The sequence below is a fragment of the Aeromicrobium sp. 50.2.37 genome, from assembly GCF_024655735.1.
Taxonomy (GTDB): Bacteria; Actinomycetota; Actinomycetes; order Propionibacteriales; family Nocardioidaceae; genus Aeromicrobium.
In genome coordinates this window covers 43,583-65,777 of sequence record NZ_JANLGG010000012.1, presented here as the reverse complement: position 1 = coordinate 65,777, position 22,195 = coordinate 43,583, and the positions used below count along the sequence as shown (strand labels likewise).

General features: G+C 73.1%; 22 protein-coding genes and 1 riboswitch. Of the genes, 6 read left to right on the top strand and 16 right to left on the bottom strand.

Annotation, left to right across the window (positions count from 1 at the left end; translation table 11 throughout):
• Positions 1-16: 16 nt before the first annotated feature.
• The 7 genes from NUV38_RS08280 to NUV38_RS08250 form a co-directional block, all read right to left on the bottom strand.
• Positions 17-841 (bottom strand): SDR family oxidoreductase, encoded by an 825-nt coding sequence (locus NUV38_RS08280; RefSeq protein ID WP_257728668.1) that lies wholly within the window; start codon positions 839-841, stop codon positions 17-19.
• A 10-nt stretch (positions 842-851) separates the two neighbouring features.
• On the bottom strand, positions 852-2,078 hold the full coding sequence (locus tag NUV38_RS08275) for an acyl-CoA dehydrogenase family protein (RefSeq protein ID WP_257728701.1): 1,227 nt from the start codon (positions 2,076-2,078) through the stop codon (positions 852-854).
• 1 nt (position 2,079) lies between these two features.
• Positions 2,080-2,538, bottom strand: a complete 459-nt coding sequence (locus tag NUV38_RS08270; protein ID WP_257728667.1) for a MaoC family dehydratase — start codon at positions 2,536-2,538, stop codon at positions 2,080-2,082.
• A 73-nt stretch (positions 2,539-2,611) separates the two neighbouring features.
• The gene (locus tag NUV38_RS08265; RefSeq protein WP_257728666.1) at positions 2,612-3,340 is read right to left on the bottom strand and encodes an energy-coupling factor transporter transmembrane protein EcfT; all 729 of its coding nucleotides are present in this window, start codon (positions 3,338-3,340) and stop codon (positions 2,612-2,614) included.
• Positions 3,337-4,716, bottom strand: coding sequence for an ATP-binding cassette domain-containing protein (locus NUV38_RS08260; protein ID WP_257728665.1), 1,380 nt, complete (start codon positions 4,714-4,716; stop codon positions 3,337-3,339). Before NUV38_RS08260 ends, NUV38_RS08265 begins: the two co-directional genes overlap by 4 nt.
• A 59-nt stretch (positions 4,717-4,775) precedes the next feature.
• A complete protein-coding gene (locus tag NUV38_RS08255) occupies positions 4,776-5,411 on the bottom strand; it encodes an ECF transporter S component (protein ID WP_257728664.1) in 636 nt (211 codons plus the stop codon).
• Positions 5,401-5,511: riboswitch (TPP riboswitch) on the bottom strand. It overlaps the preceding gene by 11 nt.
• Positions 5,512-5,569: 58 nt before the next feature.
• A complete protein-coding gene (locus NUV38_RS08250; protein WP_257728663.1) occupies positions 5,570-5,977 on the bottom strand; it encodes an ankyrin repeat domain-containing protein in 408 nt (135 codons plus the stop codon).
• Between the two features lie 54 nt (positions 5,978-6,031).
• On the opposite strand from NUV38_RS08250, the gene NUV38_RS08245 reads away from it, so the two are divergent.
• From NUV38_RS08245 to NUV38_RS08230, 4 genes are all read left to right on the top strand, one after another.
• Positions 6,032-6,700, top strand: coding sequence for a GPP34 family phosphoprotein (locus NUV38_RS08245; protein WP_257728662.1), 669 nt, complete (start codon positions 6,032-6,034; stop codon positions 6,698-6,700).
• 60 nt (positions 6,701-6,760) lie between these two features.
• On the top strand, positions 6,761-7,306 hold the full coding sequence (locus NUV38_RS08240; protein ID WP_055962753.1) for an NUDIX hydrolase family protein: 546 nt from the start codon (positions 6,761-6,763) through the stop codon (positions 7,304-7,306).
• 78 nt (positions 7,307-7,384) lie between these two features.
• On the top strand, positions 7,385-8,542 hold the full coding sequence (locus tag NUV38_RS08235) for an MFS transporter (RefSeq protein ID WP_257728661.1): 1,158 nt from the start codon (positions 7,385-7,387) through the stop codon (positions 8,540-8,542).
• A gap of 180 nt (positions 8,543-8,722) precedes the next feature.
• Positions 8,723-12,037, top strand: coding sequence for a heterodisulfide reductase-related iron-sulfur binding cluster (locus NUV38_RS08230; RefSeq protein ID WP_257728660.1), 3,315 nt, complete (start codon positions 8,723-8,725; stop codon positions 12,035-12,037).
• Positions 12,038-12,237: 200 nt separating this feature from the next.
• On the opposite strand, the gene NUV38_RS08225 is transcribed toward NUV38_RS08230, so the two are convergent.
• Positions 12,238-12,975 (bottom strand): MBL fold metallo-hydrolase, encoded by a 738-nt coding sequence (locus NUV38_RS08225; RefSeq protein ID WP_257728659.1) that lies wholly within the window; start codon positions 12,973-12,975, stop codon positions 12,238-12,240.
• Between the two features lie 121 nt (positions 12,976-13,096).
• Here NUV38_RS08225 and NUV38_RS08220 point away from each other — a divergent pair, with 121 nt between their 5' ends.
• On the top strand, positions 13,097-14,896 hold the full coding sequence (locus NUV38_RS08220; RefSeq protein WP_257728658.1) for a CocE/NonD family hydrolase: 1,800 nt from the start codon (positions 13,097-13,099) through the stop codon (positions 14,894-14,896).
• Between the two features lie 5 nt (positions 14,897-14,901).
• Here the strand turns inward: NUV38_RS08220 and NUV38_RS08215 are convergent, their stop codons facing one another.
• The 8 genes from NUV38_RS08215 to NUV38_RS08180 form a co-directional block, all read right to left on the bottom strand.
• Positions 14,902-15,654 carry a M10 family metallopeptidase domain-containing protein gene (locus tag NUV38_RS08215; RefSeq protein WP_257728657.1) on the bottom strand — a complete coding sequence of 251 codons (753 nt, stop codon included), beginning with the start codon at positions 15,652-15,654 and terminating at the stop codon, positions 14,902-14,904.
• A gap of 57 nt (positions 15,655-15,711) precedes the next feature.
• Positions 15,712-16,041 (bottom strand): hypothetical protein, encoded by a 330-nt coding sequence (locus NUV38_RS08210; protein ID WP_257728656.1) that lies wholly within the window; start codon positions 16,039-16,041, stop codon positions 15,712-15,714.
• 168 nt (positions 16,042-16,209) lie between these two features.
• A complete protein-coding gene (locus NUV38_RS08205) occupies positions 16,210-17,100 on the bottom strand; it encodes a carbohydrate kinase family protein (protein WP_257728655.1) in 891 nt (296 codons plus the stop codon).
• A gap of 3 nt (positions 17,101-17,103) precedes the next feature.
• On the bottom strand, positions 17,104-18,012 hold the full coding sequence (locus NUV38_RS08200; protein WP_257728654.1) for a pseudouridine-5'-phosphate glycosidase: 909 nt from the start codon (positions 18,010-18,012) through the stop codon (positions 17,104-17,106).
• Positions 18,013-18,029: 17 nt separating this feature from the next.
• On the bottom strand, positions 18,030-18,605 hold the full coding sequence (dcd, locus tag NUV38_RS08195; RefSeq protein WP_055962728.1) for a dCTP deaminase: 576 nt from the start codon (positions 18,603-18,605) through the stop codon (positions 18,030-18,032).
• An 80-nt stretch (positions 18,606-18,685) separates the two neighbouring features.
• A complete protein-coding gene (locus NUV38_RS08190; protein ID WP_257728653.1) occupies positions 18,686-19,321 on the bottom strand; it encodes a class I SAM-dependent methyltransferase in 636 nt (211 codons plus the stop codon).
• The gene (locus tag NUV38_RS08185; protein WP_257728652.1) at positions 19,318-20,013 is read right to left on the bottom strand and encodes a DUF2064 domain-containing protein; all 696 of its coding nucleotides are present in this window, start codon (positions 20,011-20,013) and stop codon (positions 19,318-19,320) included. The genes NUV38_RS08190 and NUV38_RS08185 overlap by 4 nt, the downstream gene beginning before the upstream one ends.
• The gene (locus NUV38_RS08180; protein WP_257728651.1) at positions 20,010-20,678 is read right to left on the bottom strand and encodes a glycosyltransferase family 2 protein; all 669 of its coding nucleotides are present in this window, start codon (positions 20,676-20,678) and stop codon (positions 20,010-20,012) included. Before NUV38_RS08180 ends, NUV38_RS08185 begins: the two co-directional genes overlap by 4 nt.
• 109 nt (positions 20,679-20,787) lie before the next feature.
• Between NUV38_RS08180 and NUV38_RS08175 the strand changes: the two genes are divergently transcribed.
• Positions 20,788-22,113, top strand: coding sequence for a hypothetical protein (locus NUV38_RS08175; RefSeq protein WP_257728650.1), 1,326 nt, complete (start codon positions 20,788-20,790; stop codon positions 22,111-22,113).
• The last annotated feature ends 82 nt before the right edge of the window (positions 22,114-22,195 follow it).

Below are 22,195 nucleotides of genomic sequence, written 5' to 3'. Positions count from 1 at the left end.
GAATCGCTGGGACGGGTCAGGCCTCGAGGTGGCGGCGGTAGCGCTGCATGCCGGAGATCCAGCGGTCGGGGTCGGTGGCCTTCTGGGCCCACATGGTGGCGACGTCGGGGTGGGGCAGGGCCTGGAAGCGGCCGGCCTCGACGGCGTCGAGGATCGTCGTCGCGACCTCGGCCGGCTCGAGCGCGTTGCCCGCCGACGTGACCGCACGCATCCCGAGGGTCGCGTCGGGGTCGTCGCTCGTCTCGCCCGACTCGAGCATGGCCGTGCGCACCCCCATCGGGCACGCGCAGGTGACCTGCACGCCGCGGTCGCCGTAGGTGGCCGCGAGCCACTCGGCGAACCCGACGGCCGCGTGCTTGGTCACCGAGTAGGTCGGCGAGCCCAGCTGGGTGAGCAGGCCGGCGGCCGACGCGACGCTCACGAAGCACCCCGCCGGACCGCTCTCGGCGGTCGCACCCTCGACCCACCCGGGTACCAGGGCCCGGGCGGCGGCGACGTGGCCCATCACGTTGACGTCCCACGACGCGGCCCAGTCCTCCGGGGAGGCATCGAGTCCGAAGCCCCGGAACACGCCCGCGTTGGCGACGTAGAGGTCGACCGGCGACGGAGCGGTCTGCAGCACGGCGTCGACACCGATCTCGCTCGTGACGTCGGCAGCCCGGTGGAGCACGCGGTCGCCGAAGTCCTCGGCGAGTCCTGTCGCGGCAGCCTCGAGCCGGTCACCGTCGAGGTCCGCCAGCACGACCGAGCCCGCTCCACGCTCGAGCAGGGCGCGCGCGACCGCCAGGCCGATGCCGCCGGCCGCACCCGTGACGACCGCCGACGCTCCCTCGATCCTCATCGGACCCGGCTCACTTCTTCGACGCGTACTTCTTGAGCTCGGCGCGGGCGAGCGAGGCCTTGTGCACCTCGTCGGGCCCGTCGGCGAAGCGCAGCGTGCGGATGCCGGCGAACATCTCCGCGAGCGGGAAGTCCTGGCTGAGCCCACCGGCACCGTGCACCTGGATGGCCTTGTCGAGGATCCACTCCACCGTCTGCGGGGTGGCGATCTTGATCGCCTGGATCTCCTTGTGGGCGCCGCGGTTGCCCACGGTGTCCATGAGCCAGGCGGTCTTGAGCGTGAGGAGCCGCAGCTGCTCCAGCTTGACGCGCGACTCGGCGATCCAGTCCTGCACGACCCCCTGCTGCGCGATCGGCTTGCCGAACGTCGTGCGGCTGAGCGCGCGCTCGCACATGAGCTCGACCGCACGCTCGGCCAGGCCGATGGAGCGCATGCAGTGGTGGATGCGGCCGGGCCCCAGGCGCGCCTGGGCGATGGCGAAGCCCTCGCCCTCCCCGCCGATGAGGTTCGAGGCGGGCACGCGCACGTCGGTGAAGCGCAGCTCGGCGTGGCCGCCGTGGTCGCGGTCGTGGAAGCCGAACACGTGCATGCCGCGCACGACCTCCAGCCCGGGGGTGTCGCGGGGGACGAGGATCATCGACTGCTGGCGGTGGCGCTCGGCCGACGGGTCGGTCTTGCCCATCACGATGAAGACCTGGCAGTTCGGGTTCATCGCGCCGGTGATCCACCACTTGCGGCCGTTGATGACGTACTCGTCGCCGTCGCGCACGATCGACAGCTCGATGTTGGTGGCGTCCGAGGAGGCCACGTCGGGCTCGGTCATGGCGAAGGCGGAGCGGATCTCGCCGGCGAGCAGCGGCTTCAGCCACTGCTCCTTCTGCTCGTCGGTGCCGAACATCGTCAGCACCTCCATGTTGCCGGTGTCGGGCGCGGCGCAGTTGATGGCGGCCGGAGCCAGCTGGATGGAGCGGCCGGTGATCTCCGCGAGCGGCGCGTACTGCAGGTTCGTCAGGCCGCCCTCCTCCGGGTGGCCGGCGAGGAAGAAGTTCCACAGGCCGCGTTCGCGCGCCTCGGCCTTGAGGCCGTCGAGCACGGCCGGCGGGTCCCAGCGGTCCTCGTCGTACAGGGCCTTGATCTGCTGCTCGGCCTGATGCTCGGCGGGGTAGACCTTCTCGTCCATGAAGGTCTCGAGCTTCGCGATGAGCTCGTTGGTCGTCTCGTCGAAGGCGAAGTACATCTCAGGCACCGGCCATGACGTAGATGACCTCGGCGATGCACACCGGCTTGTCGGAGCCCTCGCGCTCGACGACCACGTTGACGATGCCCTGCGTGCCGATCGGGATGTCGCGGGTCTCGACGAGGGTGGCCGACGCGCGCAGGCGCGAGTCGACGGGCACGGGGCTCGGGAACCGCACCTTGTTCGCGCCGTAGTTCATGCCGAACGCCAGGCCCTGGATCGAGTAGATCTGCTCGACGAAGACCGGCAGCAGCGAGAGCGTGAGGTAGCCGTGCGCGATGGTGCCGCCGAACGGGCCCGACGCGGCGCGCTCGGGGTCGACGTGGATCCACTGGTGGTCGCCGGTGGCGTCGGCGAACGTGTTGATCTGCTCCTGGGTGACGGTGACCCAGTCGCTGGTGCCGAGCTCCTCCCCGGCGGCTGCCTTGAAGGCGTCGAGACTGTCGAACACGCGGACCATGGGGTACCTCCGGAAGTGACGTCGGGCTAAGCGCTTGCTTAGTTCGCACCCTAGTGCGTGACCCAGGTCCTGGCTAGACCGCCACGAGGAGCACCACCGGGACGGCCGCGAGCAGGGCTCCCGCGACCGCGACGGCCACGTCGAGCCGGGTCCACGGCGCCGGCTCGGCCCACGACCGGTCCTGGGCCGACGCGAAGCCGCGCGCGTCCAGGGCGATGGACTGGCGCGACGCGCCGCGCAACGAGGAGACGAGCAGGGCGAAGACCAGCCCGCCGCCGTAGCGGGAGCGGGCGACCGGACCGCCGGCCGGCCCCGCGCCCCGGGCTCGTCGGGCTCGCACGAGCTGCTGCCAGGTGACCAGCAGACCGGCCGCCTGCTGCAGCGCAGACGTCACCGCCACCACGGGCCGCGACGGCAGTCGGAGGTTCTGCGCCAGGTGGTCGCCGAGCCGGGCCGGGTCGACGAACACGGCCACCACGGCACCTGGCCAGGCGAGCACCACGATGCGCAGGCCCGCGGTCAGGGCGAGCGTCTCGTCGTGACCGCCGAGGCGCCACGTCGAGTAGGCGACCGTGAGGCCCGCGAAGGCCGCGAGCGCCAGGCACAGCAGCGTGTACCGCACCGACGGCACCACCAGCAGGAGCACGACGGCGTAGACCGCCACGGTCACCAGGGCGATCGGCAGCGTCCGCACGGCGAGCGACCCGGGCACGGCAGCGACGCCCACCACGGCGAGCGCGAGCGGGTTCACGTGGAGCAGGAGCGATCGTCGACCGGTGGGAGCGGTGTGCCGGGTCGTCATGCGAGCCGCCCCGCCTCGAGGCGGTGGACCCGGTCGGCGAGCGCCACGAGGTCGGCGTCGTGGCTGGCGGCCGCCGCGACGGCCCCGGCGTCCGCGGCAGCACGCCACCACCCGGCCACCGCGGCCCAGGTGAGCCGGTCCTGGCCGACGGTCGGCTCGTCGAGCAGCACCGACCCGGGCCGGTGCGCCAGTGCGGCGGCGAGGGCGAGCCGCCGTTGTTCGCCACCGGAGAGCCGGTAGGGGTTCCGGTCCGCGTGGGCGCCGAGTCCGAGGTGGTCCAGCACCGCGTCGACGTCGACGGCCCGGCCGAGCCGACCCGCCGTGAAGGCGACCTCGTCGCGCACCGTGGTCGTGAGCAGCCCGTGCTCGGGGACCTGCGGCACCCAGCCCGAGACGGCCGCCAGCGCCGACGACCGCATCCGGTGCAGCGGCTCGCCCGCACGCTCGACCGCTCCGGAGGTGGGGGCCTGCAGACCGGCACAGGCCGCGAGCAGCGTGGACTTGCCCGCCCCCGACGGACCGACGACGGCGTGCGCGGCGCCCTCGACCAGGCGCAGGTCGACGTCGTCGAGGGCGCAGGTGCGGGTGGTGCCGCGCCACGAGCGACGCACCAGCTCGACCGTGAGCCGCTCGACGTCGAGGGGCACCGCGTCGTCGTCCGGCGCCACCAGCGCCCGGTCGGGGAGCACCGGCACGGGAGCCTCGAGCCCCGGCATCCAGACCCCGGCCGCGCCGAGGGACGAACGGTGCTCGGCCACGAAGGTGGTGGGGTCCGTGTCGGCGAGCACGCCACCGTCACGGCCGAGGACGACCACCCGGTCCACGAGCTCGAGCCAGGGCCCGATGCGGTGCTCCACCACCACCAGCGTCGCGCCCGCCGACGCCACGGCGTCGGTGACCGCCCGTCGGACCTCGGCGGCCGAGGCCTCGTCGAGCATCGAGGTCGGCTCGTCGAGCAGCAGCAGACCAGGGCGCAGGGCGAGCGCGCCGGCCAGGGCCAGACGTTGGGTCTCGCCGCCGGAGAGCGCGTCGGTGGGGTGCTCGCGACCGTAGGTCAGCCCGACCGCGTCGAGCGCCTCGTCGACCCGGCGCCAGGTCTCGTCGTGGTCGAGGCCCAGGTTCTCGGGCCCGAAGGCGACGTCGCGGCCGACGCGGGCCGACACCACGGCGTCGCCGGGCTGCTGCGTCACGAGACCGCGCACGCCCTCGGCGCCTACCGATCCCGAGAGGTCCCCGGGCACGGACTCGCCCAACGCACCGGCGAGCGCCAGCAGCAGGGTCGACTTACCCGCGCCGCTCGGCCCGGCGAGCAGCACCCGCTGCCCCGCGGGGAGGTGCAGGTCGAGGTCGGCCACCACCGCCCGGGCGTGACCCATGGGCCGCCACCCGAACCCGTCGAGGCGGACCTCGACGGGTCGGGTGGTGGTGAGGGCGGTCAGGCCCGCACGCCCTCTCCGGCGGCGTCGCGACCGGCGCCGAAGGAGTCGAGCGCCCCGGTGGAGGCGAGCGAGCGGACGAGCATCCAGCCCAGCAGACCGGCGACGACCGCACCCGACACGGCGAAGAAGCCGAGGTGCGCGACCTTGTACGCGAAGCCCCAGTCGGTGTAGTAGAAGTTCCACTCGTAGACGGAGGCGAAGACGGCCGACAGCACGCCCGCGAGGACGGCCGCGCCGAGGCCCCAGCGGCGGTAGCGGCCGAGGGCGAAGCCCAGCTCGGCGCCGGCGCCCTGCACGAGGCCCGAGAGCAGGACGGTGAAGCCCCACTCGGTGCCGCCGAGCACGAACATCGAGATCGCGGCGGCCACCACCTCGGTGCCGAACGCGGCACCCGGCCTGCGGATGACCAGCCCGCCGACGACCCCGGCGAGCAGCCAGCCGCCGCCGAGCAGCGCGCCGGCCGGCGGGTAGCCGATCGTCGCGGCCAGGTCGAGGACGCCGTAGAGCTTCCCCCAGGCCCAGAAGATGACCCCGAACGCGACGCCGAGCGACGCGATCGTGACGAGGTCGATGGTGCGATAGGACAGACGTTCCCGACCCTCGGTCGGTGTACGCGTGGATGCAGAACTCATCGTGACTCCCTTCGCCGGTGCTAACCGGAGCAGGTTCAAGGGTCTGCGGCTGATCCGCACTCTCAGCGCCCTCTGCGGCGGCGCTCCCCTGTCGTGGTGGTGCCAGCCTAGCCGCCCGCGAGCCACCGCGCCCAGCCCGTCCGGGCCGTGGGCAGCGGTCAGGCCAGGAGGTCCGGGCGTCCGAACATGGCGGCGGTCTCGCGGGCCGTCGGGTGTCCGGCGTCCGGGTCGGCGCCGGCCTCGAGCAGGACCCGCACCACCGCGTCCTCGCCCTTGAACACCGCCCCCGCCAGCGGGCTCTGGCCGCGGTCGTTCAGCGCGTCGACGACGGCGCCCCGCGCCGTGAGCGCAGCCACCGTCCCCGCGTGGCCGTGGTAGGCCGCGAGCATGAGCAGCGTGTTGCCCGACGCGTCGGTGAGCTCGACCGGGACGCCCGCATCGAGGTGCTGCACCAACCGCTCGGTCCGGCCCTCGCGGGCGTCGTCCAGCAGGTCCTGCGCCAGCGCCACGACCCGCGGGTCGAGGGCCGTGTGGTCAGGGGTGGTGGCGTCGTCCGACGGGTCCATCCCTCGACCGTAGGGCGGGGTGACGTCGGTCGCAGGTCGGCCTAGGCTCGAGGCATGACCGTCGCTCGCGACCTCCTGCTCGTGGCGCTCGACCCGGAGTCGGGCAAGGTGCGGCTGCCGTCCATGGCCGCCGAGCCCGCCCTCGGTGGCGCCGCGCTCATCGACCTCGTGCTGCTCGGTCGCCTCGAGCTCGTCGGCACGGGACGGAAGGCCCGCGTGGCCGTTGCCGACCGCACGCCCGTGGACGATCCCGACCTGCAGGCCGCCTTCGAGCGGGTCTGGCAGAAGGGCCACCAGGCACCGAAGTCGATCGTGACCCGCCTGGGCAAGAAGCAGCGCAAGGCCGTGCTGGCGTCCCTGGAGGCCGATGGGCTCGTGCGGGACGAGCAGCGCCGCGTGCTCGGCATCCGGCTGGAGCGGTACGAGCTCGTCGACGTCGCGCGGCGTGACCAGCTCGTCGGGGCGATGCGGCAGGTGCTCCTGCACGACCAACCCGCCGACCAGGTCACCGGCCCGCTCGTCGGCCTGCTCCTGGCCGCCGACCAGCTCGGCCTCGTGGTCGAGAAGCGGGAGAAGAAGGGCGCGAAGGCGCGGGCCAAGGTCGTCGCCGACGGCGACTGGGCCAGCGAGGGCGTGCGCAAGGCGATCCAGGACGCCCAGGCCGCCATGACCGCCGCGATGACGGCCAGCATCGCGGCCTCCACCACCGCGTCGACCTCCTGACGAGGGCCGTCCCCGCCGGGGCGACACGGCTGACGCCCACGCGTGGGGGAGGATGAGGCCATGGCGTCCGTCCGCACCCCTGACCCCAATCCCGGCTGGCTCTCCGAGATCGCGCTCGACGAGACCCGCTCGCGCGTGCCGATCCTCTACGTCGAGGGGATCCCCGTCCGGGTGGACGCCCACGGCCAGGTCGAGCACCTCGGACTGCTGCTGCGTGGTTCGCCCACCACCGGGGCCATGACGCGCACCTTCGTCTCCGGACGCGTCACCCACGGCGAGTCGGTGCGCGACGCGCTGCTGCGCAACCTCGAGAAGGACCTCGGCCCCACCGCCTTCCCGCAGCTGTCGGCGTCGATCGTGCCGTTCACGGTGGCCGAGTACTTCCCGCTGCCGGGCGTCACGCCCCTGCACGACCCCCGCCAGCACGCGGTGGCGCTCGTCTACGTCGTGCCGGTCACGGGTGAGTGCAACCCGCGCCAGGACGCCCTCGAGCTCAGCTGGATGACGCCCGAGCAGGCCCTCGACCCGGCGGTCCTCGACGAGATGGAGGGCGGGCGCGGGATGCTCGTCCGGCAGGCCCTCGCCCACGTCGGTGCCCTGGCCTGACCCGCCCGCCGACCGCCCTGCCGACCCCCCTGCCGACCCCCCTGCCGGCACCGGTCGGCACGGGCGGACCATGGTCCGGTGAGCACCCCGAACCGCTGGCTGATGCTCGCGGTGGGCATGCTCGCGCAGGCGTCGGGCACGGTGGCCGCCAACGCGGCCGTCTTCCTCATCCCCTACCTGCACCTCGAGCGGGGACTCCCCCTGCCGCAGGCCGGCGCACTGGCGTCCGCCTCGCTGCTCGGCACCACGGTCTCGCTCGTGGCGTGGGGCGTCGTCGTCGACCGATGGGGTGAGCGACTGACCCTCACGCTCGGTCTGGTGGTCACGACCGGCGGCACCGTCGCCGCCGCCTTCGTGGCGGGCTACCCGGCCCTGGCGGCGTGCTGGTTCGTGGCCGGCGTGGGCGTGGCCAGCTCCAACGCCGCGAGCGGTCGACTCGTGGTGGGCTGGTTCCCGGCCGAGCGCCGCGGCACCGCCATGGGGGTGCGCCAGACCGCGCTCCCGCTCGGGGTCGGGGCCGCGGCGGTCTTCGTGCCGACGACGGTGCAGGCCACCGACCTGCGCACGACGCTGCTGTGCATCGCCGCGCTCAACGCGGTCGTCCTCGTGGCCTGCGCCCTGCTGGTGGTCGACCCACCACGCCGGTCCCGCGCCGACGCCGACGACGCGGGCGAGACGGGCAGCCCGTACCGGGGCGACGTCATGCTCGTGCGCATCCACGCCGCGTCGGCCCTGCTGGTCGTCCCGCAGTTCACCGTGTGGACGTACATGCTCGTCTGGCTCATCGACGAGCGCGGCTGGGCCGCCGGCGCGGCCGGTGCGCTCGTGGCGTCCACCCAGCTGCTCGGCTCGGCGGGCCGCATCGGGGTGGGCTGGTGGTCCGACCGGGTGGGCAGTCGCATGGGACCCATGCGGATCGTCGCGGTCGGGGCGGCGCTGACGATGCTGGCGCTCGGCGTGCTCGAGCCGACGCCCCTGGCGGTCGTCCTCATCGTCGTCGCCACGGTCGTGACCGTCGCCGACAACGGCCTGGCCTTCACCGCCGTGGCCGAGCGGGCCGGGCCGTGGTGGTCGGGCAAGGCGCTGGGCGTCCAGAACACCGGCCAGTACCTGGTGAGCGCGGCCGTGCCGCCGGTCGTCGGACTCACGGTGGCCGGGCTGGGCTACGGGTGGGCGTTCGCGCTCGTCGCCCTCTTCCCGCTCGTCGCGATCCCGCTCGTCCCGCGCGACCGATGACGAACGACTCACACCTCGCCGACAGGACAAGGCGGCGCCGCCCGGGATAGCCTCTACCTACCCACCGGTAACCGACCGCAGACCTGCAGGGCCTTTGGGTGGCCTTACCCCGCGGGCCCGCCCGCGAGGGGCTACTGTCAGCCCCACTGTCACGGTCGTCGCCCCAAGGATTGAGGCTCCATGCAGCTCGTCGCGATCATCGTCTCGTTGGCCGTCACGGCCATCACGATCCCCGTCACGGTCGTCGCCGTGCGCCGGATGACCGCCGTCATCCGTGCCGGTGGCCCGGCACCCGGCCGCACGGACGACCCCGCTGCGCGCACGGTGAACATGCTCAAGGAGACGTTCCTCCACACGCGCATGCTCCAGTGGAGCTGGATCGGTGCCCTGCACTGGTTCGTCTACCTCGCGTTCCTGGTGCTCGCGACGGCCGTCGCCCAGGCGTTCTTCCAGCTGTTCGACCCGGAGTTCGTCTGGCCGATCATCGGCCACTTCTTCCTCTACGAGTGGATCAGCGAGGCCATCGGCCTGCTCGGCGCGCTCGCGATCATCCCGCTGGCGGTCTACCGACAGGTCAAGCACCCCAAGCGCCTCCAGCGCCAGAGCCGGTTCTTCGGCTCGCGGATGGGCCAGGCCTACTTCGTCGAGTTCATGGTCTTCCTCGAGAGTGCCGCGATCCTGTTCATCCGCGGCGCCGAGTACAACCTGCTGCAGGCCCGCGGCGGCGAGGACGCCGAGTACGCCACCGGCTTCCACTTCCCGATCGCCCAGTTCTTCGGCAACCTCTACCCGACCGGCGCCGAGAACATCGACACCCTCGAGAACATCATCGTCGTCATCGCGATGATCAAGGTGACGTCGGCGATGATCTGGCTGCTCGTCATCTCCACCAACCTGACGATGGGCATCGCCTGGCACCGCTTCACCGCCTGGCCGAACATCTGGTTCAAGCGCGAGTCCGACGGCGGCACGGCCCTCGGTGGCCTCGAGCCCATCCGCATCAACGGCAAGGCCCTCGACATGGAGGCCATGGAGGACCTCGAGGAGGAGGACTTCGAGAAGCTCGGCGTCGGCAAGGTCGAGGACTTCTCCTGGAAGGGTCTGCTCGACTTCACGACCTGCACCGAGTGCGGTCGCTGCCAGAGCCAGTGCCCCGCCTGGAACACCGAGAAGCCGCTCAGCCCCAAGCTGCTGGTCATGGGCCTGCGCGAGCACGCCTACGCCAAGATCCCCGCCCTCGCGATCCCCGAGGACGAGCGCACCGAGGAGCAGCAGAAGGAGGTCGAGCGTCCGCTCATCGGCGACGAGGAGATGTACGGCGTCATCGACCCCGACGTCCTGTGGTCGTGCACCAACTGCGGCGCGTGCGTGCAGCAGTGCCCCGTCGACATCGAGCACGTCGACCACATCGACGACATGCGCCGGTTCCAGGTGCTGGTGGAGTCCAACTTCCCCGCCGAGCTCAACAACATCTTCAAGGGCCTGGAGCGCAAGGGGAACCCGTGGGGCATGAACCCCAAGCACCGCATGGACTGGGCCAAGGACCTCGACTTCGAGGTCAAGCAGGTCGGTGTCGACGTGGAGAGCCTCGACGAGGTCGAGTGGCTGTTCTGGGTCGGCTGCGCCGGCGCCTTCGAGGACCGCGCCAAGAAGACCACCCAGGCCGTCGCCGAGCTGCTGAACACCGCCGGCGTCGACTTCGCCGTCCTCGGTGACGGAGAGACCTGCACCGGCGACCCCGCGCGTCGGGCCGGCAACGAGATCGTCTTCATGCAGCTGGCCATGGAGAACGCCGAGGTGCTCAAGGAGACCAAGGCCAAGAAGGTCGTCTCCACCTGCGCCCACTGCTTCAACTCGCTCAAGAACGAGTACGCCGAGTTCGGCGTCGAGCTCGAGGTCGTGCACCACACCCAGCTGCTCAACCGCCTCGTGCGCGAGGGCAGGCTGACGCCGGTGGCCGGCAAGGCCGGTGCCGCTGCGGCGGGGCCCGAGAAGACGATCACCTACCACGACCCCTGCTTCCTCGGCCGTCACAACCAGGTCTACGAGGCGCCGCGCGAGCTGCTCAGCGTCATCCCCGGCGCCAAGTTCGCCGAGATGCCGCGCAACTCCGAGCGCTCCTTCTGCTGCGGCGCCGGTGGCGCCCGCATGTGGATGGAGGAGAACCTCGGGTCGCGGATCAACGTGAACCGCACCCAGGAGGCCGTGGCCACCGGTGCCGACCAGATCGCCGTGGGCTGCCCGTTCTGCCGCGTCATGCTGTCGGACGGCCTGACCGCCCAGCAGGCGGCCGGTGAGGCCCGCGAGGAGGTCGAGGTCCTCGACGTCGCGCAGATGCTGCTCGCCGCCGTGAAGCGGGCTCCCGAGCCGACGGCCGAGGAGTCCGCCGACGTCGTCGACGAGGCCGAGGCGGCCACCGCCGCGGCCGCGGCGGCCGGGTCCTCCGACCAGGCCACGGACGCCGAGCCCGACGCGACCGACAAGGCCGACGACGCCTCGATCAGCGACACCGAGGACGCCGCGCCCGCCGCGGACGCCCACGAGGAGCCCGAGGCGACCGACGTCCCCGACGACGAGCCGCAGGACGAGCCCGCCACGACGTCGCGCGAGGAGGACGCCGAGGTCGCCGCCAAGCACAACATGGACGTGGACGAGAAGGGTCGCGCCGCGGACACCTCCGGCGATGCCGGTGAGGCTCCGGGTGCGGACGAGGTCGACGCGTCCACGTCGTCCGACGGAGCGCCCGAGCCCGACCCGGAGCCCGAGCCCGGCGACACCACCGACCCGGAGGTCGAGACCGTCCCGAACGATGGCGCTGGGGGTGACGACTCCGACGACGAGGCCACCCCGGCCACCGCCGACGAGCCCGCACCCGCCGAGGACGAGCCCGTCGACGGCGACGCGCGCGACGAGGAGCCCGACGCCGCAGGCGACGTCCAGGCCAAGGCCGACACCGACGGTGGGGAGTCCGAGACCGAGAAGGACGAGCCCGTCCAGGTCGACGCTCCCCCGCAGCCGGCCAAGCCCGCCACCGACGACAAGGCCGAGGAGGGTGGGGACGAGTCGAAGGCCGAGACCACCAGCTCGTCCGACGGCGCGCCCGAGCCCGACCCGGAGCCCGAGCCCGGCGACACCACCGACCCCGAGGTCGAGACCGTCCCGAACGATGGCGCTGGGGACGACGACGAGGCCACCCCGGCCACCGCCGACGAGCCCGCACCCGCCGAGGACGAGCCCGTCGACGGCGACGCGCGCGAGGAGGAGGCCGACGCCACCGACGTGGAGGCCAAGGCCGACACCGACGGCGACTCGGCAGGATCGACCGAAGCCCCGTCGGAGGTCGTCGCCGTCGAGGACGCGCCGAACGCCGACCCGGAGTCCGACGACGTCGCGCCGCTGAGCGACGCGAACCCGTCGGGCACGGACGTCTCGACCGCGGCCACGGACGCGGCCAAGGACGAGGAGGCCCAGGGCGGGGACGAGCCCAAGGCCTGACGCACGACCGATCCCGGCCGAGAGGGCGCCCGCACCACGCGGGCGCCCTCTCGTCGTCTCGACGACCACCCGCGGCCGTCAGAGGTAGGAGAGGTACGGAATCGGCGTCTCGGAGGTGCCCCTCCTACCTCTGACGCGCCGATTCGGTGCCCTCCCTACCTCCGACGTGCCGATTCGGTGCCCTACCTACCTCTGACGCGTCAGGGCCGGCGGGAGAGGGCCTGGTCGACGGCGTCGCCCAGGGAGCCTTGCCAGGGCGGGCCGTGGCCGGGGGCGACGGTGTCGGCGTCGAGGTCGCGCAGGCGCTCCAGCGAGCGTTCCGCCTGCACGCCGTCGGCGGTGAAGAAGCCGGGCAGCTGCTGGGGGCCACGCCGACGTGAGATCGCGTGGCCCGTCACCAGGGCGTCGCCGGTGACCAGCACGCCGGCCGCGGGGAACAGGTACGCCGCGTGGCCGCTGGTGTGGCCCGGCGTGTGCACCGGGACCGGGACGCCCGGCACGTCGAGCGGCACACCGTCGGCCCACGCGCGGGCGTGGCCGAAGGTGGGGTGCGCCGTCGCGCCCAGCCGGGAGATCCGGGCCGCCCACAGTGCCGTCCGCGGACGCCAGGCCCGACGTGCGACGTCGAGCGTGGTGGCCGACTCGACCCGCTCCCCCGTCGCGTTCGGCACCTCGTCGCCGTGCATCAGCACCGGCACCCCGTGCTGCTCCCACCAGCGCGCCACGCTGCCGACGTGGTCGACGTGCGCGTGCGTCACCAGCACGGCCGTGACGTCGCCCGGCGCGAGACCGAGCTCCCGCACCGACGCGTCCAGGCGGTCCGCGTCCCCCGGGTAGCCGGTGTCGACGACCGTCAGGGCGTCACCGTCCTGCACCAGCACCCAGTTGACGTCCGTGCCACCGGAGAGGTGCACCCCGTCACCGATCTGCGTGAGCATGCGTCGACGCTACCCCCGCCGGCGCCAGCCTTGGCAGCCCCGAGTCAGGACCTTCGTCCCCGTGACCCACCTCACGGTTGCTCGTTGCAACCTGTACCCGCGTACCAGTCGAGGAGCCACCGTGCGTCGAGCCGTCCTGACCGTCCTGTCCGCCGTCCTCGTCGTGGCCGGGCTGGCCGCCGCTCCCACCGCCACGGCTGCCGCCGCGCCGTACACGGTCACCTCGCTGTGGTTCCGCGTGACCGTGGGCGAGAAGAACGACCAGCAGTGCACGATCGTGGCCGACCAGTACCTGCCCCGCACCGCCACGGCGAGGAAGCCGGTGCCGGCCATCCTCACGACCAACGGGTTCGGCGGGTCCAAGGACGACCAGGCCGGTCTCGGCAAGCTCTTCGCCTCGCGCGGCTACGCCGTCATCAGCTACTCCGGGTTGGGGTTCGGCGGCTCGGGCTGCCCGATCTCGCTCGACGACCCCGCGGTCGACGGCAAGGCCGCCAGCCAGATCATCGGCTACCTCGGCGGCGCCACCGGGACGGCCTACCTCGACGCCGGCCTCACGAAGAAGGCTTCCGCCCTGACGGTCGTGAAGCGCGACGCGAGGAACCACCTCGGGAAGGTCTCGCGGAACGACCCCCGCGTGGGCATGGTCGGCATCTCCTACGGCGGCGGCATCCAGTTCGCCACCGCGGCCATCGACCCGCGCCTCGACACGATCGTCCCCGGCGCCACGTGGAACGACCTCAGCTACTCCCTCTCGCCCAACAACACCTCGCAGACGGGCGTCAGCTCGGCCACCCCCGGTGCCGCCAAGCTCGTCTGGGCGCTCGGCTTCGTCGGCAAGGGCGCGCTCGACGGCTTCACCGGCGCACCGCAGGACCCCTCCCGCATCGCGGGCTGCCCGAACTTCGTGGCGTTCGTGTGCCCGGCCGTGGTCACCGCCGGCGTCACCGGGACGCTCGACCCGGGCACCGTCCAGGAGCTGCGCAAGCGCTCCGTGGCGAGCTTCGTAAAGCAGGTGCGCATCCCCACGCTCCTGCTGCAGGGTCAGTCCGACACGCTGTTCAACCTCAACGAGGGCACCGCCACCTTCCAGGCGCTCCGGAAGCAGAAGGTGCCCACCAAGCTCGTGTGGATCAACGGCGGCCACTCGGGCCCCAACGCGCCCGGCGAGATCGACTTCGACGCTCCCAGCATCTCCGGCCAGCACCTCACCGCACGCCTCAGCGCCTGGTTCGACCACTACCTCAAGGGCCAGAGGACCGACACCGGGCCGCTGTTCTCCTACTTCCGCGACTGGGTCTCGTACACCGGCAACGCCCGTCCGGCGTACGCGACCAGCTCGACGTTCCCCGTCGGCTCACGCACCCCGTTCTACCTCTCCGGCACAGCCCTCACCCGCTCGAGGGCCGCTGTGGCGAAGGGGTCGCAGACCCTGCTCACCGGCCCCGCCGGGGCACCCACCTCCCTCGGCACGATCGATGTCGTCGGCTCACAGCTGCCGATCGCCCTGCCGGAGCTGGACCTGCCCGGGACGTCCGCGAGCTGGACCACCCCCGCCCTCTCGGCACCGCTCACCGTCGTGGGCTCCCCCACGCTCGACCTGTCCGTCACGGCGCCCACCGCGGCCCTCACGCAGGCCCTCGACGCCGGCAAGGTCGTGGTCTTCGTCAAGGTCCTCGACGTCGGCCCCGACGGCAAGGGCACCGTGGTGCGCGACCTCGTCGCGCCGGTGCGGGTGCCCGACGCCGGGAAGCCGTTCACCGTGACCCTCCCCGGGATCGCGCACCGCTTCGAGAAGGGCCACGCCCTCCGCCTCGTCGTCGCCGGCGGCTCGGTCAACTATCGCGGCGGCCTCGTCTCGGCGCCGGTGACGATCACGACCGGATCGACGAACCAGGTGCTGATGCTGCCGCTCGTCTGAGCAGCTCAGCCGCAGTCGACGGATCCCAGCGCGGCGAGTCCCACCCGGTCACCCGGGCCCCAGGCGTCGCGCGGGCTGCTCGGGTGCATGAGCTCACCGAGGTCGTCGACGTGGTCGAGACCGAGCACGTGGGCCAGCTCGTGCATGAGCACCCCGGTCGCGACGTCGCCACCGTTCCCGCGGCGCACCAGGTCGGGGGCGTCGAGCATGATCTCGCCGGTCACGTAGGTGCGGCGGTCGTCCCGCTCGACCCAGGTGCTGCCGCCGAGACCGCCCACGCGACCCTCCAGCTCGGCGACCTCGTCGGCGTCGGTCCAGCTGATCTGCACCGGCCGCCAGCCGTCCCCGTCCTCGGGGTCGTCCTCGTGGGCGAGCGGCGCGTCGGTGGTCGTGCCGACGACCTGCAGGTCGAGCCCGCTGGCGTCCTCGACCTCCGCCACGGCCCGTCGGAGCACCTCGTCGGCGTCGTCGGGGGCGCGGCGCTCGTTGACGACGATCCGCACGGGCGTGCACGGGTCGTAGGCCACCGGCGTCTCACCATCGGCCTGCGTCTGCAGGAACGCGTACGACCCGCCCCCGGGTGCCGTGCGGGTCTCGCCGGAGGTCGCCGAACCCCGGTCGGGGAAGACCGTGCCGGTGGACTCCGGGGCGATCACGATCCACGCCATGAGCACGCCCAGCAGCCCCAGCAGCACGCTGACCGCGAGGACGGCACGCGAACGCGGGTCCTGCCGCCACGAGAGGCGCTGTCCTGTCACCCGGACAGGATGACACCGCAGGGCACACGGGTCAGGGCGAGTCGTGGCGAGCGACGCTCAACGCGCGACGAGCGGCACGCCGTCGGCGCCGGCGACGAAGGTGTAGCCGGAGACAGCGGGGGAACGCTCGAGGATGCTGACGAACCAGTCACCGGGGCCCGGCGCCGCCACGGTCACCCGGTCCGGGGCAGCGTCGTGGTCGGCGAACGTCGTGACCACGCCGCCCCGGAAGTCGCGGGCGTCCTCGGGCGATCGGTAGTAGGCCACCACGTACACGCGGTGACCGGGGGCGGCCACGTGCTCGGTCCCCTCGACGATCGCCCGCCGCCGACCGGGGCGCGAGCGCGGTCCCCGGACGTGGCGGCGTCGAGCCGGCGCGAGCGACATGGTCCCCTCCCTCGTGAGGCCGATCCCTGGGCGGTCCCACAGTTCGATGAAACCTCAACCACCCGCGTTCTGGCCAGCGATTCTCGAAGGTTTGTCACGGAACCGCAATAAATGGCCCAATAGGACTACTGATTCCGCACCTTTCGGACAAGTTCACGTCGGGTGCCCTCACCCGAGGGGGCGAGCCCCCAGCGCGGCGATGCACCGCTCCGCGGCCGACCGGCCGGCCTCCAGGGCCGGCACCGGGTCGTGACGACGCACCCACACCGACAGGAACCCGGCCGCGAAGGCGTCGCCCGCCCCCGTCGTGTCCACGACCGACGTCCGGGGAGCGGTCAGCTGCTCGCGCACGGGTGCGCCGTCGACGGACCCGATGAAGGCCGCCCCCATCGAGCCGAGCGTCACCACCACGGCCCCGAAGCGGCCCGCCAGGGCGTCGAGGTCGATCTGCGGCCCGCGCGCGTCGACGAGGACGCGCGCCTCGTCGATGTTGGGGAACGCGAGGTCGGCGCCGTCGACCCAGTCGAGGAACGTCGTCCCGCCGCACGCCCGCAGGAACGACACCGTGCTGGGGTCGATGCTGACCCCCGCGCCTCGCGCCCTCGCCTGGGCCACGAGCCCGAGGGCCATCGACCGGGTGCCCTCGTCGAAGAACGAGTAGCCGGTGAGGTGCAGCCAGGTCACGCCGTCCCAGGCCTCGGGCGGGACGTCGGCCGCCTGCAGCCGGGTGTTCGCACCCCGGTCGACGAACATCGTCCGCTCGCCGACCTCGTCGAGCTGCAGCAGGATCGTGGCCGTCGGCAGCTCGGGGTCGGCCACCAGGCGGGCGTCCACCCCGTGCGCCTGCAGGGCCGCCGCGTGGCGCTCCACCGCGTCGGCGCCGACCCGGCCCACGAACCGGGTGGGGACGCCGAGGCTGCCCAGCCACGCCGCGACGTTGGCCGCCGAGCCACCGGGGGCCATCCGGATGGTCGCAGGCGTGTCGCTGGCCGGGGTGACCTCGGCGAGCGGCTGCACGCTGATGTCGTCGACCACGTCGCCGACGACCAGGATCGTCATGGACTACAGCGCGGCCCAGGCCGAGGCGATCTCGGCGGCCACCCTGATGTTGTTCTCGACGATCCGCAGGTTCACCGCCAGGCTCTCCCCGTCGGTGAGCTCGACGATGGTCGAGAGCAGGAAGGGGGTGACCTCCTTGCCCTCGATGCCCTTCTCCTCGCAGCGGCGCAGCGCCTCGGCGAGCACCCGGTCGTGCAGGTCGGGGTCGAGCTGGTCGTCGGCGGGGAGCGGGTTGGCCACGACGATCGCGCTGCAGAGCTCCAGCTGCTCGCGTGACTCCATGACGGCGGCCACGGCGCTGCCGTCGGGCACCGTCCAGTCCAGCGGCTCACCGGACGACCGCAGCCAGAAGCTCGGGAACTCCTGCGTGCCGTAGCCGAGCACCGTGACTCCGAGGGACTCCATCCGCTCCAGCGTCGCGCCGATGTCGAGGACCGACTTCACGCCCGCGGAGACGACCGTGATCGGCACCTCCGAGAGCGCCTTCAGGTCGTTGGACTCGTCGAAGGTGGTGCTGGCCCCTCGGTGCACCCCGCCCAGGCCGCCGGTGGCGAAGACCCGGATGCCCGCGTGGTCGGCGACGAACGACGTCGCTGCCACCGTCGTGGCACCGCTGCCACCCCGAGCCAGCACCACGGGCAGGTCGCGCATGCTCACCTTCGCGACGTCCTCGGAGGCGATCCGCTCCAGCTCGGCGTCGGTCAGACCGGCCTTCAGCTGGCCGTCCAGCACCGCGATGGTGGCCGGGACCACGCCGCGATCGCGCAGCATCTGCTCGAACCGTCGCGCGGCCACGAGGTTGTCGGGTCGGGGCAGGCCGTGGGAGATGATCGTCGACTCCAGGGCCACGACCGGACGCCCGGCCGACAGCGCCTCGGAGACCTCGGTGCTGATCGAGAGGGGTAGGGACATCGTGATCGCCCTCGGCTCTAGATGCGCGTCTGGTGGAAGTTGGCGTGGGACCGCGAGGCCGTCGGTCCGCGCTGGCCCTGGTAGCGGGACCCGTACTTCGCCGATCCGTACGGGTTCTCGGCCGCCGACGACAGCCGGAAGAAGCAGAGCTGGCCGATCTTCATGCCCGGGTAGAGCTTGATCGGCAACGTGGCGACGTTGGCCAGCTCGAGCGTCACGTGGCCCGAGAAGCCGGGGTCGATGAAGCCGGCCGTGGAGTGGGTCAGCAGGCCGAGCCGACCGAGCGACGACTTGCCCTCGAGGCGGGCCGCGACGTCGTCGGGCAGCGTCACGAGCTCGTAGGTGGACCCGAGGACGAACTCGCCCGGGTGCAGCACGAACGTCTCGTCGCCCTCGACCTCGACGGGGCGCGTGAGGTCGCTCTGGTCCGCGGCCGGGTCGATGTGCGGGTACTTGTGGTTGTCGAACACCCGGAAGAACTTGTCGAGCCGCACGTCGATGCTCGACGGCTGGATCATGGAGCGCTCGAGCGGGTCCAGACCCACGCGTCCCGCATCGATCTCGGCCAGGATGTCGCGGTCGCTCAGCAGCACGGCAGCAACGTAACCCATCGCGGGAGCGTGGGCGACCGAGGCGCCCGGTCCCGGACGGGGCGAGCAGACGTGCGGCGTCGTCAGGAGCCGAGGGGTCGTTGCAGCTCGGCCACCCAGCGGCCGTCGGCGCTCAGCGTGCGCGTGTGCTGCAGGTGCGCCCGCTGGGCGAGCCAGGGGACGGCGTCCAGACCGACGACGGCCCACGGGAACGGCTCGCCGAGGGTGCCGTCGACGCGCAGCCGGCGCGACTCCTGCAGGATTCCTCCGTGCTCCTCGACCTCCATCAGCACGGTGCCGCCCGGCGCGACGAGCTCGCCGACGCGCCGCAGCAGCCGGTCGGGGCGGCCGCCGATGCCGATGTTCCCGTCGGCCAGCAGCGCGTGCTGCCAGCCACCCTCCCCGGGCAGCCGCTCGAACAGGTCACGGCGCAGGACGAGGGAGCCCCGCGCGCGGGCCAGCCCGATGGCCGAGCGTGAGCTGTCGACGCCGAGCGCGTCGAGCCCGCGCGCCAGCAGCGCCTGGACGAGCCGACCCGGGCCGCACCCGAGGTCGAGCGTGGGACCGACGCACGGGTCGACGAACAGCGTCAGGTCGGCGGCGTCGGCGTCGGCGGCCCAGCGGTGGACGGCCAGGCGCTCCTCGGCACCGTCGTCGTCGACGAAGTGCGAGTCACCGGACGTGAACACCGGGTCGAACAGCGAGTCGTCGAGCGTCATGCCACCGCCTCCGCGCAGCGGGCGACGGCCGCGGCGAACCGCGAGCCGGTCACGTCGGCGGCCACGCGCTGCGCGTCGGGCCACTCGTCGACGTCGAGCAGCGGGCGGAGCAGGTGCACGTCGCCGCCCAGCGCCTCGACCGTCCGGGCGCCGGTGTCGTCACGCGACATCGGCACGGCGCGCAGCGCCTCGGCCCGCGCGGGGTCGGGCAGACCGAGCAGCCACCAGCCACCGTCCTCGGCCGGGCCCAGCACCTGCGTCCCGTCGCGGACGAGCTCGCCCGCGGTGACCAGGTCGTCGGAGGTGACCTGGGGCGTGTCCATGCCGATCTGCACCGTGCCCGGTGCGGACCCGGTGGTCGACAGCACGGCCGCGGCGTCGGCGTGGGCGTGGGCGAGGCGCGCACCGAAGTCGTCGCCCCGCTGCGGCACCACGGTCACGCGGGCCAGTGCGTCCTGGACGGCTCGCGACCGCGCGGCCTGCTCGAGGTCGCCGGTCATCGCGACCACGACCGGCCAGCCGGTCACGTCGTGGGCGGACGAGACGGCGTCGAGGGTGTCGAGGAGGGCCGCGGCGGCCACGTCGGCGGCCCGCTGCGGGCCCGCCACACGGCCGAGCCGCGTCTTGGCGAGGCCCGGCACGGGCGCCTTGGCCACGACGAGCAGCACGGTAACGATCGATCCGGCGTTCATCGCAGCACCTTCGCGAAGTCCTGCACCACGCGCGCGGTGCCCTTGACCGAGCCGGAGACCTTCGAGCGGGTGCCGGCGGCGCGCGGGCGGTAGTCGATGTCGAGCTCGCGGACGGTCCAGCCGGCGCGCGAGGCCTTGACCATCAGCTCGAGCGGGTAGCCGAAGCGTCGGTCGCGCACGTCGAGGTCGAGCAGGTCCTGACGGCGGCACACCCGCATCGGTGCGAGGTCGTGGATGCCGAAGCCGCTGGACCGGCGGATCCAGGTGGCCAGCGCCAACGTGCCGGCGCGGGCGTGCCAGGGCCACACGCCGCGGGCGACGGGGCGACGTCGGCCCACCGCCATGGTCACGCCGCCGTCACGCACGGCGTCGAGCAGGGGGAGCAGATCCACGAGCCGCATCGAGTCGTCGCCGTCGATCACGCCGACGTACTCGGCGGTGGCGGCCTCGATGCCGGCGTGGACCGCGGCGCCGTAGCCGGGGCGGGCCTCGTGCACGACCCGCGCGCCGAGCTCGCGGGCCACGTCGGCGGTGCCGTCGGTCGAGCCGTTGTCGACCACGATCGGGCGGAGTCCGGCGGGCAGGTCACGCAGCACGAGGGGCAAGGCCGCGGCCTCGTCGCGGCACGGGATCACGACGTCGCACGCCCCGAGGTGATCCTGCATCCCCCGAACTTAAGCCGCGCGGGGCCTGCGCGCACGTCAAGGGGTGCGTGACCGCCCTCTCTCGCCGCACGGTCATGCGCCTCCTGGGTTGGCCGGATACCGTGACGCCATGCAGGCCCGCCCCCGCACGGCCGTGCTCTCGGCACTGGTCGGCCTCGTGCTGGTGATCGCCGCGATGGTGGTCCCGGCCGTCCTCTCCGACGACGTGCGCGTGCACTGGCCCCCGCTCCACGCCTTCTGGGGCCCGCGGTTCGACCCGCTCCTCCTGGTCGCCATCGCGACGGCCGTGCTGCTCTGGTCGGCGCTGCCGTGGGTGTGCCGTGAGCTCCCGTGGCGCGTCGTCGTGGTCCTCGCGACCGTCTCGTCGTGGCTCTGGACGTGCGCGCTCGGGCTCAGCGACGGGCGCTACGGCTTCAGCCGCGTGTACGGGCGCACGAGCGAGTACCTGCACGACGCGACGGAGGTCCGCGACGTCCCCGCCGCGCTGCACGACTTCGTCGAGCGCATCCCGTCGGCAGCGGTCGACAACTGGCACACGCACGTCGCCGGGCACCCTCCGGGGGCGCTGCTGTCGTTCGTCGCGCTCGACCGCGTCGGGATCGACGACCCCTTCTGGGTCGCCATGGTCGTCGTGACGATCGGTGCCACGTCGGTGGCGGCGGTGCTGCTGACCCTCGACCTGCTCGGCAACCGCGACCTGGCCCGGCGCGCTGCGCCCTGGCTCGCCCTGGCGCCGCTGGTCGTGTGGGCGGGGGTCAGCGCCGACTACTACTTCGCCGCGGTCGGGGCCTGGGGCCTGTACCTGCTCGCCCGGGCGGCAGTGGCCGTCGGACCCCGGTCCTGGGCGCTCGGCGTCGGGGCGGGACTGCTGCTCGGTTGGTGCGTGTTCCTGTCGTACGGGCTCGTGCTGCTCGGCATCCTCGCACTGGCGGTCCTGTGGCTGGCGAACAGCCGCGCTCCGGCCGGGCCGCGCGCGGGTTGGCGGGTGCTGCCGTGGGCCGTCGGCGGGGCCCTCGTCGTGACGGCGGCCTTCTCGGCGTACGGGTTCCACTGGTGGGAGGCCTACCCGGTGCTGCGCGAGCGCTACTACGAGGGCATCGCGTCCGAGCGCGCCTACGGGTACTGGGTCTGGGCCAACCTGGCGGCCTGGACCTTCACCGCGGGTCTCGCCGTGTGGGCCGCGTTCCCGGCCGCCGCCGACGCCGCTCGCCGTCGTGTCCCGCTCGCCGTGCTGGCCGCCGCGGGCGTGGCCACGATCGTCGCGGCCACCCTGTCGGGCATGAGCAAGGCCGAGGTCGAGCGGATCTGGCTGCCGTTCACGATCTGGGTCGTCACGATCCCCGCGCTCCTGCCGGACCGCTGGCAACGCCCCCTCCTCGCCTCCCAGCTGGTCCTCGCCCTCCTCGCCCAGACCCTGCTCATCACCCGCTGGTGAGCGCCGAGGCGTCCCCCCGTCTCGGACAGTTGCGGGGCGGTTCGGAGCCCGCGGATGCCCCGCAGGTGTCCGAGACGGGGGC